The sequence below is a fragment of the Rhizobium sp. RAF56 genome, from assembly GCF_052113965.1.
Taxonomy (GTDB): Bacteria; Pseudomonadota; Alphaproteobacteria; order Rhizobiales; family Rhizobiaceae; genus Rhizobium.
The window spans coordinates 359,884-371,436 of record NZ_JBFRDU010000001.1 but is presented as its reverse complement, the minus strand read 5'-3'; the positions used below and the strand labels follow the sequence as shown (position 1 = coordinate 371,436).

Below are 11,553 nucleotides of genomic sequence, written 5' to 3'. Positions count from 1 at the left end.
TTGGCATTTATTAGTTCGGTGGCATGGAATGCCGCACCCAGCGAACACAGAAACGGGGGTCGGAAGGACGGCTTCGTGATTGCGTCCTGCATGCAGTCGGAGTGGACACCTATTGAACGCCTTGCAAAAATATTGAACTGTGTGCCGTGGATATGGGCGTGCGCCTGTGATGAAATGCCGAGATCAGTATCAAGCAAAGGAATAAACCTCATGAAAAAATTCGTTGTTGCCATTGGAATGATCGGAGCGCTTGCTTCGTGCACGCCGACAGAGCAGGGAACGGCAATCGGCGCGGGCACCGGCGCAATCATCGGCGGCGCGGTCACCAATAGCTGGGGTGGTGCCGCTGTCGGCGCAGCCGCGGGCGGGCTCGTCGGGAACCTGATCGGTCGTTCGCATGAGCGCCAGGGCTACTGCGTGTATAGGGACCGTAATGGTCGCCGCTACGAGGCTCCTTGCCAATAGGCAACTGTCATCGAGATCACCGGTGGCTGGTCGCGTCGGACCATTGAGAGCTTCCAGCCACCGAATCTTGGTCGCTTCCGTCCGCCGGACGTGATGCAGGGGATGCTCGCCTAGCCCGGCGAGACCGAGACTTGACCGAGAACTCTGGTGAGGCGAAGCGGCTGCAGCGCGTGCTGCCTGGTGACAGGCTCCGTGCTGATGCTGCACGAAACCGCAGTGGCTCGACCCCTGCGTGCTCGATGAACTAAGAAAACCAATGACCTCCATGTATAAGGCGCGTCGTGCCGCAATGACTTTCATTCGGTTATTCGTTTGCTTTATGAGGAGAGCATGAAACCGACGCTCTTCACACTTCAGCGCATCGAAACCTCCGCGCAGGAGATCAAGAAGAGCCGTTTCCGAGCCGTGGCCGGAACGGTCGCGAACGAACAGGCGGCAAAAGAATTCATTGCCGTTCACTCCGACGCTGGCGCCAATCATAACTGCTGGGCGTGGCGCGTCGGCCAGGCCTACCGGTTCAACGACGACGGAGAGCCGAGCGGCACGGCGGGAAAACCCATCCTGCAGGCGATCGATGGCCAGGCGCTCGACAACGTCGCGGTCGTCGTGACGCGCTGGTTCGGCGGCATCCTGCTTGGCAGCGGCGGGCTGATGCGCGCCTACGGCGGCACCGCGGCCACCTGCCTTCGAACTGCCGACAAGGCAGTCGTTGTCGCCCTGACCTCGGCTCGCATATTCGCGGTTTTTTCAGACCTCGCCCGCCTCCGGGGACGACTGACCGCCGCGCCTGACGTGACAATCGAAACCGAGCGGTTCACGGAAGACGGCGCGGAATTTGAAGTTCTCCTGCCCGTCGACGAAGCCGACGCCATTCTGCGCGCCATAACCGATCTCACCAGCGGCCGCGCGGTTGTCACCCACCTCGGCTAGGCGGAATGCACCGAGGCTGGCAGCGAGACTGCCAGCCCCGCGGCACGCGCGGGCGTGCGAACTCGACTAGCATCACGCCAAACTCGATGCGGCCTTGCCCCAACTTTCCTTGACCGTTTCCATGGCGACGTTGGTCGAGGTGCTTGCCACATGCGGAAGCGTCGAAATCCGCTCCCCCAACACCCGACGATAGCGACCTATGTCGCGCGTCCTGATCTTGAGAAGATAATCGAACCTGCCGGCGATCATGTGGCACTCGTCGACTTCCCTGATTTTCTTGACGGCGTCGTTGAAGCTTTTGAGCGCGTCTTCACGGGTGTTCGATAGCTTCACCTCGACGAAGGCGATGTGGTCGAGCTGCATCTTCGACGGATTGAGAATGGCCTTGAAGCCTTCGATATAACCTTCGTTGATCAACTTCCTGAAGCGCAGCTGACAAGGTGTCTTTGACAGACCCACACGCGCGGCGAGGTCGGTTATCGATATGCGTCCGTCTTCTGAGAGAACTTCCAATATCTTCTTATCGAACTGGTCAAGTTCACTATAGATGCTGTCTTCATTGGGCATATCGGTTTCCATTAGCGCAAAAAATAGGGGCTTCTGGCTAGAATCGATATCATATCAAGTGAGATTGGTGAACCAGGTCCATGCTATCTATCTATGGATGAATTTGGAGGAGGGCGCATGGATACGCACTCGATATCAGCGAGCCGGGGAGGGCGTGCTTCGTGCCGTCGTGCTGTCCACTGCACCGAGGCGGCCGGGCGTTGCGAAGTGATGAAAATTGAGGTCCGCGGCTAAACATGCGACAATCGACCAACTCGGGATATCGACCTACCCGGAAGGTACCCGCCTATCGGTCTCTCCGCTTATCAGGGCTGCAGTCACGTAGCCCCGATTGACTGCAAGGATATGCGTCGGAGAGAGCCCGCGGCGCGGCTCTTCGTCCGAGAATCCTCCGGAAACACGATCACGTTCAACATTCTTTTCAATAGGTCCTGCAAATGCTTGAAGCCGTCAACGAAGCAAACTCCGACACCGCTTTCGCGTTGCCATTCGAACAGTTCGCTCCCCCGATCCGGGAGCAGTCAGCGCTGCGCAAGTCGATCACAGCGGCTTATCGTCGGCCAGAGACGGAATGCCTTCCCCCGCTATTGCAAGCGGCAAGGATTTCCGGTGATCTGAAAGCCTCGGTCCGCACGACCGGGACGAAGCTGATTGAGGCGCTGCGCGCGAAACACAAGGGCACGGGCGTCGAGGGCCTCGTGCAGGAATATTCGCTGTCGAGCCAGGAAGGCGTGGCGCTGATGTGCCTTGCGGAGGCCCTGCTGCGCATTCCCGATACCGCCACCCGCGATGCGCTGATCCGCGACAAGATTTCGGAAGGCGACTGGAAATCCCATGTCGGCGGTGGCCGCTCTCTTTTCGTCAACGCGGCGACCTGGGGTCTGGTGGTAACCGGCAAACTGACGTCTACCGTCAACGATCGCAGTCTCTCTGCTGCGCTGACGCGGCTCATCGCTCGGTGCGGCGAACCTGTCATCCGCCGTGGCGTCGACATGGCGATGCGCATGATGGGCGAGCAATTCGTGACCGGCGAAACGATCGACGAAGCTTTGAAGCGGGCGCGTCCGCTGGAAGCCCGCGGCTTCGGCTACTCCTACGACATGCTCGGGGAAGCGGCGACGACCGCGGCAGATGCTCAGCGCTACTATCGTGACTACGAAAATGCCATCCATGCTATAGGCAAAGCCTCCAACGGCCGCGGCGTCTACGAAGGTCCGGGCATCTCCATCAAACTTTCCGCCCTTCATCCCCGATATGCGCGCGCCCAGTCGAGGCGCGTCATGGAAGAGCTTCTTCCGCGCGTTCGCGAACTGGCGTTGCTGGCTTGCAAGTACGACATTGGCCTGAATATCGACGCCGAGGAAGCCGACCGCCTGGAGCTCTCCCTTGATCTCCTGGAAGAACTCAGCCTCGATCAGGAGCTGAAGGGCTGGAACGGCCTCGGGTTCGTGGTCCAGGCCTATGGCAAGCGTTGCCCCTTCGTCCTCGATTACATCATCGATCTTGCTCGTCGATCCGGCCGCAGAATAATGGTGCGTCTGGTGAAAGGCGCCTATTGGGACGCCGAGATCAAGCGCGCGCAGCTCGACGGCCTTCCTGATTTCCCGGTCTATACCCGCAAGATCCACACCGACGTCGCCTATGTCGCCTGCGCCCGCAAGCTGCTCGCGGCGACGGACGATGTCTTTCCGCAGTTTGCGACCCACAACGCGCAGACGCTCGCGACGATCTATCATCTGGCCGGCCCCGACTTTCGGGTCGGCAAGTACGAGTTTCAATGCCTCCATGGCATGGGGGAACCGCTCTATGACGAAGTCGTCGGCAAGCAGAAGCTCGACCGTCCGTGCCGCATCTACGCTCCCGTGGGGACCCATGAGACGCTGCTGGCCTACTTGGTCCGTCGCCTCCTCGAAAACGGCGCGAATTCCTCCTTCGTCAACCGCATTTCCGACCCGAAAGTATCCATCGACGAGTTGACGGCCGATCCCGTCGACGTGGTCGAGGCGACGTTGCCGGTCGGCAAGCCGCATGATTTGATTTCGTTGCCGAACAACCTCTACGGAAGCGAGCGACGCAATTCCTCCGGCATCGACCTTTCGAACGAGAACGAGCTGGCGGGGCTGGCGCAGCGCCTTGTCGAAACGACGAAGACGTCTTGGCACGCGCTTCCGCTGCTCGCCGACGAATCTGTGGAAGGAACGACCCGCCCGGTCCTCAATCCCGCGGATCATCGCGACGTTGTTGGCCAGGTTACCGAGGTCGAAACCGGTGCCGCCGCGAAGATCGCGCTGCTCGCTGCCCAAGGCGCGCGGGAATGGGCGACCGTTCCTCCGGCAGATCGCGCCGCATGCCTTGATCGGGCTGCTGAGATCATGGAGTCACGCATCCAGCCCCTGATGGGCGTCATCATGCGCGAGGCGGGTAAGTCGGCCGGTAACGCCATCGGCGAAGTGCGCGAGGCGGTCGACTTCCTCCGCTATTACGCGGAGCAGGCGCGCCGGACGCTTGGACCGTCCCATGCGCCGCTCGGTCCGGTCGTCTGCATCAGCCCATGGAATTTTCCATTGGCCATCTTCACCGGCCAGGTGGCCGCCGCACTTGTCGCCGGCAACTCGGTCATGGCCAAGCCCGCAGGCGTCACGCCAATCATCGCGTTTGAGAGCGTCAAGATTCTGCATGAGGCCGGCGTTCCAAGAGGCGCCCTTCAGTTCACGCCGGGCAGCGGGCGCCTGGGCGCAGCCCTGATCGACGCTCCCGAGACGGCCGGCGTCATGTTCACCGGCTCGACGGGCGTGGCGCGCATGATCCAGGCGCAACTGGCAAATCGGCTGTCGAAGTCCGGCAAGCCGATCCCGCTGATCGCCGAGACCGGGGGGCAGAATGGGATGATCGTCGATTCCTCTGCACTCGCCGAACAAGTCGTCGGAGACGTCATCGCGTCGGCGTTCGACAGCGCTGGTCAGCGCTGCTCCGCACTTCGCGTGCTTTGCCTCCAGGAAGACATCGCCGATCGCACCCTGAACATGCTCAAGGGCGCCCTTAAGGAGCTGACAATCGGACGGACGGACCGCCTCAGCATCGACGTCGGGCCTGTTATCAACGACCAGGCCAAGGGCGAGATCGACGCTCACATCGAAAAGATGCGAAGCCTAGGATGCAAGGTCGAGCAGCTACCCCTCCCGGAGGGCGCAACCCTCGGAACATTCGTTCCTCCGACGATCATCGAGCTGAAGAAGCTGTCGGATCTCACGAAGGAGATTTTCGGCCCGGTTCTTCACGTCATCCGCTATCGCCGCGAGGACATGGATCGACTGATCGACGACATCAATGCCAGCGGCTACGGCCTCACCTTCGGTCTGCACACCCGTCTCGACGAGACGATTGCACACGTCACGCGGCGCGTGCAGGCCGGGAACCTGTACGTGAACCGGAACATCATTGGCGCAGTGGTCGGCGTGCAGCCGTTCGGCGGACGGGGTCTTTCTGGAACCGGACCGAAAGCCGGGGGGCCGCTATATATCGGTCGACTCGTGCAGAAGGCGCCGGTGCCGCCGCAGCACAGCTCCGTTCATATCGACATAGCGGTCACTGACTTCGCAGTCTGGCTGTCCGCAAAGGGTAGGAACGACGACGCCGAAGCGGCGCGCGAACTTGGCAGCCTTTCGGCCGTTGGCCTTGAGAAAGAGCTCGTAGGTCCGGTCGGCGAACGCAACCTCTACGCTCTGCATCCCCGCGGCCGAGTCCTGCTCGCTCCCGAGACCGAACGCGGACTTTATCGTCAGATCGCGGCCGCCCTGGCGACCGGCAACCAGATCGTCATCGACAATGGTTCTGGACTTCGAACAGCCCTCAAGGACCTTCCGGGCACCGTGGCCGCGCGCGTTGCGTGGTCGTCTGACTGGAACGCCGATGGGCCTTACGCTGCTGCCCTGGTCGAAGGGGCTGCTGACCGTGTTCGGACGGTCAACCAGGCGATCGCCAAACTGGACGGCCCGCTTGTGTTGGTTCAGTCGGCGTCGACCGCGGAGATCGAAAGCGATGTCGAGGCCTACAGCCTGAACTGGCTGGTCGAAGAGGTTTCGACGTCAATCAACACCGCTGCCGCCGGGGGCAACGCCAGCCTCATGAGCATCGGATAGAGGCGGTTCCTACCCACCGCTTTCATGGAGCGGCCTTTGAGGTCGCTTCAATTTATCCGTGCGGCTAGCCGCACGAATGTAGGGATCCGCTTGGTGGGCCGCGACAGAACGACGCGGAGCTCCGCAACCGCACCGTTGAAACCCGCTTCGGCGGGTTTTTCATTCTCCGGCGTTTGGCTCGGATGCGCCTGTTTGCACGTTGACTTCTCCAATTTTTGCAACATGTTACCCCTCAGAAACCAAGGCGCCCGCTCAATTGACAATTGTGGGCGCCGGATCGATAGTTCGACATCCGTCCTGGATAAGAGGAGCTGAGAATGACCAGTCGCACAGCAGTTTTGATGTCATTTACATCTTTCGCCATTCTTGGTTCGCTCGCCTTCGTGACACCGGCTTCGGCGTTGTCGATGAAGGAATGCAGCGCCAAGTATAAAGCCGCGCAGACGGCCGGCACGCTCAACGGCATGAAGTGGAACGACTTCCGCGCAGCACAATGCGGCACGGACGCCACTGCCGACACCGCTGCCCAGCCTGCGACGAAGTCGATGGCTGCGGCCAAGCCGGTTGATTCTGAGCCGGATCCCGCGGTCGTGCCGGCAAAAGAGCCCGCGAAGCCGACGATGGCCGCACCCAAGGGCGTGGCCTTCCCAACGGCCGTCTCGACGAAATACGCCAGCGAGACGCCCGGCAAGGCCCGCTTCCACACCTGCGTCGATGCCTATAACGACGCCAAGGCCAAGAATGCTCTTGGCGGCCTGAAGTGGATCGAAAAGGGCGGCGGCTACTACAGCCTGTGCAATACCAAGCTCAAGGGCTGATGAATTGCGAAGCAAAGAACGAGCGGGCGCCCACGAGGCGCCCGTTTCGTTTGAGGAGATTAGTCTTCATCCGGGATATTGGCATCCGCGCCTAAAACTCTGAGATTGTTGTGGATCCTGCCGACACCTTTGACACCCCGCGCCAGCGATACGAGCCGGTGAGCCGCTTCCGCGCCGTCGACATCGCCTTCGAGTGTAACGGTCGAGCCTTCCACGCGAACGTCGATCTGTTCCGGCTGCGTGTCGTCCGATTGCAACAACGCGTCCATGACGCGCTCTTCCAGATCGTCGTCTTCCTCTCGTCCCGAGGTTCCGGGAAGCAGTCCGTCGGCCTGGCGCTCTTCGTTGCCGCTCTCGTCGGCGTCGGTGACCCTGTAGCCCTTGTTGGTTTGGCTGTCGAAGTTGGCGCCTTCGCCGTACGACGGGTTGGCCTTCTTGGCGGAGCGCTCGCCGGCCGCGTCGTCATAGGGCCATCCTTCCTCGATGTCCCGTTCCTCGTAGTCGCGATAGTCTTCCTCGCGGCTGAGTTCCTTGTCTTTGGGATCCATGATCTGTCTCCAGTTTGCCCTTCGATAGAACGCGGGAAAGGCGCAATGGTTCGGATCGTCAGATCTTTGTCTTCTCCCATTTTTTGACGAGACGCTCACGCTTCAGACGCGAGAGGCGCTGCAGCCAGAAGATCCCGTCGAGTTGGTCGATTTCGTGCTGGATGCAGGTCGCGAAGAACCCCTCGGCTTCCTCTTCGTGAATTTCTCCTCGCAGATCCTGGTAGCGGAAGCGCACGGTCGCGGGCCGCCGGACCGTTTCGGTTGAGCCCGGCATCGACACACTGCCTTCGACATGGTCCGCCGTCTCCTCCGACAGCCAGGTGATGTCAGGATTGACATAGACGCGCACGTCGCCGGGCGTAAGTTCGATCACGAACAAGCGCTGAAGCTCGCCGACATGCGCGGCCGTGATGCCGACGCCCGGAGCCGCGCGCATCGTATCGAGTAGATCGTCGGCAAGCTGGTGCAACGGGGCGTCGAAATGCGCGACGGGCAGGCAGCGGGCCCTAAGGAGAGGATCTGGATATCGAATGATGGTGCGGACGGGCACGGAGATTCCTTGTTGAGAAGTGGCGTTGCTTTCGGTGTCACTGAGAGACCTATCGCGTCTCCCTTCTGATTCAGAACTATCACATGGGGGCTTTGAATGTCCCTAAATCCGGCGGCGGCGCACGATGCTTGTTGACGCAAGAACACAGGCTGGAAACCATCGTCGATCTACGCAAGCGTATGCGAAGTTTTCGAGCTATCTGATTGTTGACAATAGATTTTATGCCGTCATTGTCGGTGGCGGTGAATGACGTGGCCCATTCGTGGGCGGAATGCGAGGCGGCTGATGAACACGACCCCGGAAGACGAGCGCGTTCGCACCTCCATATCCGATCATCAGTTCGATATTTATGACGAGGACGGCAACGTTCGCGTCGATTTCCTGACCGGTGTCCGCGAGGCGGTCGAGGCGGGCGACACTGCCTTCCTCGAGCACAACGTCGCGCGCCTGCACGAATCGGAAATGGGCCATCTGCTCGAATCGCTGGATGCGGACGAGCGGTTGGCACTGGTGCGCCTGTTGGGCGACGATTTCGACATGGCGGCGCTGACCCAGGTCGATGAAGCCATTCGTCTCGAAATCGTCGAGCATCTGCCGAACGATCAACTGGCGGCAGCAATCGGCGAACTCGATTCGGACGACGCCGTATACATTCTCGAGGATCTCGACAAGGAGGATCGCGACGACATCCTCTCGCAGCTGCCCTTTACCGAACGCGTCCGCCTTCGCCGTGCCCTTGAATATCCGGAAAGCTCGGCCGGTCGCCGCATGCAGACGGAGTTCGTGGCGGTTCCGCCTTTCTGGACCGTCGGCCAGACGATCGACTACATGCGCGAGGAAGCGGAGCTGCCGGATGCGTTTTCGCAGATCTTCGTCATCGATCCCACCTTCAAGCTGCTCGGCAGCGTGGACCTCGACCGGATCCTGCGCGCCAAGCGCCAGGTCAAGATCGAAGCCATCATGCGGGAGACGACGCATCCCATTCCCGCCGAGATGGACCAGGAAGAAGCCGCACAGCTGTTCGAACAATACGACCTTCTCTCGGCCGCTGTCGTTGATGAAAACGAGCGTCTCGTCGGCGTCCTGACCATCGACGACGTCGTCGACGTCATCCACGAGGAGGCGGACGAGGATATCAAGCGCCTCGGTGGCGTGGGCGATGAAGAACTCTCCGACAATATCCTCTCCACGGTGCGCTCGCGCTTTCTATGGCTGGCGGTCAACATGGTGACGGCCATACTCTCCGCGAGCATCATCGGCCTTTTCGACGGCTCGATCGAGAAGATGATCGCGCTCGCCGTTTTGATGCCGATCGTCGCCTCGATGGGGGGGAACGCCGGCACGCAGACGATGACGGTCACCGTGCGGGCGCTGGCGACCGGCGACCTCGACATCTACAACGCCGCGCGTGTTATCCGCAGGGAAGCAGGCGTCGGCTTGCTGAACGGTATCCTCTTCGCCGTGGTCATGGGAGGAATTGCAACCTTCTGGTTCCACGACATGCAGCTCGCCATAGTGCTGGCGGCGGCGATGGTCATCAACCTGGTCGCCGCAGCGCTCGGCGGCATTCTGCTGCCGCTGCTGCTCGACCGTTATGGGGCCGATCCCGCGATCGCGTCCTCGGCCTTCGTCACGACGGTGACGGATTGCACCGGCTATTTTTCATTTCTTGGATTGGCGACCTGGTGGTTCGCACTCCACTGACGATTTTACCGACACGCGCACGAAGGGGATATCGGCGTGAATAGTTTTGAAGTTTCAGGCCTGCTTAGCCTGACGATCGCCATCGTCGTCTTCTTCATCGGCGCGGGCCTCAACCGGCATATTCCGGCGCTCAGAAACTGGAACATTCCGGAGGCGGTGACGGGTGGCTTGCTGGCGGCGGCGGCCACGCTGCTCATTCATCGATTTCTCGGGATTTCGGTCAATTTTCATCTCGATGCCCGGGATACGCTGCTGCTCTATTTCTTCACCGGCATCGGGCTCAACGCGAGGTTTTCGGATCTCATCGCCGGCGGACGGCCGTTGCTGACCCTTCTCGCGCTCACGCTCGGCTTTCTCGTCATCCAGAACCTGATCGCCGTGGCGAGTGTCGCTGTGCTTGGCCTGCCCGAGGGGATCACCGTTCTCTTGGGGTCGGCATCGCTGATCGGCGGCCACGGAACGACGATTGCCTGGGCGCCGATCCTGACGGAGCGCTTCGGATTGACGAACGCGATGGAAGTCGGTGTCGCAGCGGCAACCCTCGGTCTGGTTGTGGCAAGTCTGGTCGGCGGCCCGATCGCCGGATTTCTCGTCAAGCGCTTCCATCTGCAAGGGCCGCAAGCGCAGGCGCTGTCGATCGGCTTTCCGCACGAGAACGAGCGCGACGTCAGCGACGACCTCGATCATTTCAGCCTGCTCAGGACCATTCTCGTATTGAATGTGGCGATCCTCTGCGGCTACGTGCTCGATGAGTTGCTGTTGGAAACAGGGCTGCGCCTGCCGCTCTTCGTCGCCTGTCTGCTGTCGGCGATCGCGTTGACCAATATCGTGCCGCGCCTCCTGCCCACGCTCGGCTGGCCGACGCGGACGCGCTCGCTGGCGCTGACCTCGGATCTGTCGCTGAGCATCTTCCTTGCCATGTCGCTTATGAGTATGCAGCTATGGACGCTTTCGGGTCTTGGCCTTGCGCTCGTCATCGTACTGGTGATCCAGACGGCGGCGGCCGTCGCCTACATCCTCTTCGTCGTCTTTCCCGCCATGGGCCGCAATTACGACGCGGCGGTGATTGCCGCGGGTTTTACCGGCATCAGCCTCGGCGCGACCCCGACGGCGATCGCCAACATGACCGCCGTTACCAAGCTGCACGGTGCATCGCCCACGTCCTTTATTATCTTGCCGCTCGTCTCGGCCTTCTTCATCGATATCGCCAATGCCTTTGCGATCGGCTTCTTCGTGAACTGATGAGGAGCGCCCGCTGGAGCCGGTTTTTGCGTGAAGGTAGCGCCAGTGGTTGCTACATGCGTAAATTGACTATTACGTAAAAGTCAATATGATGATCGCTCCGGCGCAAAGGCTGAATTGCCACGCGCCTTTCATATGTTGCTGCACGCGGTCTGGCGGGCGCCTGTTGCAGCACTTCGAGGACGATTTGGCAGTGAGCAAGTACTTTAGCATAACGGAGCTGACGCGTGAATTCGGAGTTTCGACCCGAACGCTGCGCTTCTACGAGGACGAGGGGCTGATCCACCCCGAGCGGCGCGGACGCACGCGGCTTTTCCGCCAGGCCGACCGTCGGCTCATCGGCGAAATCCTGCGCGGACGCCGGATCGGCTTCACGATTGCAGAGATCCGCGAGATTATCCAGGTCTATAAGGAACCCCCCGGCGAACTCGGCCAGCTCAAGCTTTTGATGAAGCGTGTCGACGAGAAACGGGAAGAGCTGCGCCAAAAGCGCAAAGATATCGAGGACACGTTGACGGAACTCGACAACGTCGAGGAAGCCTGCCTCGGGCGACTTGCCGATATCGGCGTCGGGACGTGACCCCCTCGAA

General features: G+C 60.8%; 10 protein-coding genes. 7 read left to right on the top strand and 3 right to left on the bottom strand.

The genetic code is table 11. The features are described 5' to 3' along the window. Positions 1-210 precede the first annotated feature (210 nt). Together AB4048_RS01695 and AB4048_RS01690 are read left to right on the top strand one after the other, a co-directional pair. Positions 211-465 carry a YMGG-like glycine zipper-containing protein gene (locus tag AB4048_RS01695; protein WP_442200165.1) on the top strand — a complete coding sequence of 85 codons (255 nt, stop codon included), beginning with the start codon at positions 211-213 and terminating at the stop codon, positions 463-465. A gap of 330 nt (positions 466-795) precedes the next feature. Beyond that, positions 796-1,395, top strand: a complete 600-nt coding sequence (locus AB4048_RS01690; RefSeq protein WP_442200164.1) for an IMPACT family protein — start codon at positions 796-798, stop codon at positions 1,393-1,395. Positions 1,396-1,467: 72 nt separating this feature from the next. On the opposite strand, the gene AB4048_RS01685 is transcribed toward AB4048_RS01690, so the two are convergent. Beyond that, positions 1,468-1,962, bottom strand: coding sequence for an Lrp/AsnC family transcriptional regulator (locus tag AB4048_RS01685; protein ID WP_442200163.1), 495 nt, complete (start codon positions 1,960-1,962; stop codon positions 1,468-1,470). Positions 1,963-2,399: 437 nt separating this feature from the next. Here AB4048_RS01685 and putA point away from each other — a divergent pair, with 437 nt between their 5' ends. Further along, entirely contained in the window at positions 2,400-6,101 is a 3,702-nt protein-coding gene (gene putA, locus AB4048_RS01680; RefSeq protein WP_442200162.1) for a trifunctional transcriptional regulator/proline dehydrogenase/L-glutamate gamma-semialdehyde dehydrogenase, read from the top strand. A 317-nt stretch (positions 6,102-6,418) separates the two neighbouring features. Next, complete coding sequence (locus AB4048_RS01675) at positions 6,419-6,919, top strand: hypothetical protein (RefSeq protein WP_442200161.1); 501 nt, start codon at positions 6,419-6,421, stop codon at positions 6,917-6,919. Positions 6,920-6,978: 59 nt separating this feature from the next. Here AB4048_RS01675 and AB4048_RS01670 read toward each other — a convergent pair whose 3' ends face one another. Then, positions 6,979-7,467, bottom strand: coding sequence for a BON domain-containing protein (locus tag AB4048_RS01670; RefSeq protein ID WP_442200160.1), 489 nt, complete (start codon positions 7,465-7,467; stop codon positions 6,979-6,981). 58 nt (positions 7,468-7,525) lie between these two features. Then, positions 7,526-8,017, bottom strand: coding sequence for a peptide deformylase (locus AB4048_RS01665; protein WP_442200159.1), 492 nt, complete (start codon positions 8,015-8,017; stop codon positions 7,526-7,528). Between the two features lie 285 nt (positions 8,018-8,302). Between AB4048_RS01665 and mgtE the strand changes: the two genes are divergently transcribed. The 3 genes from mgtE to AB4048_RS01650 all read left to right on the top strand — a co-directional run bounded on the left by mgtE (position 8,303) and on the right by AB4048_RS01650 (position 11,543). Then, positions 8,303-9,721, top strand: coding sequence for a magnesium transporter (gene mgtE, locus AB4048_RS01660; RefSeq protein ID WP_442200158.1), 1,419 nt, complete (start codon positions 8,303-8,305; stop codon positions 9,719-9,721). A 36-nt stretch (positions 9,722-9,757) separates the two neighbouring features. Then, entirely contained in the window at positions 9,758-10,963 is a 1,206-nt protein-coding gene (gltS, locus tag AB4048_RS01655; protein ID WP_442200157.1) for a sodium/glutamate symporter, read from the top strand. 187 nt (positions 10,964-11,150) lie between these two features. Continuing rightward, a complete protein-coding gene (locus tag AB4048_RS01650; RefSeq protein ID WP_442200219.1) occupies positions 11,151-11,543 on the top strand; it encodes a MerR family transcriptional regulator in 393 nt (130 codons plus the stop codon). The last annotated feature ends 10 nt before the right edge of the window (positions 11,544-11,553 follow it).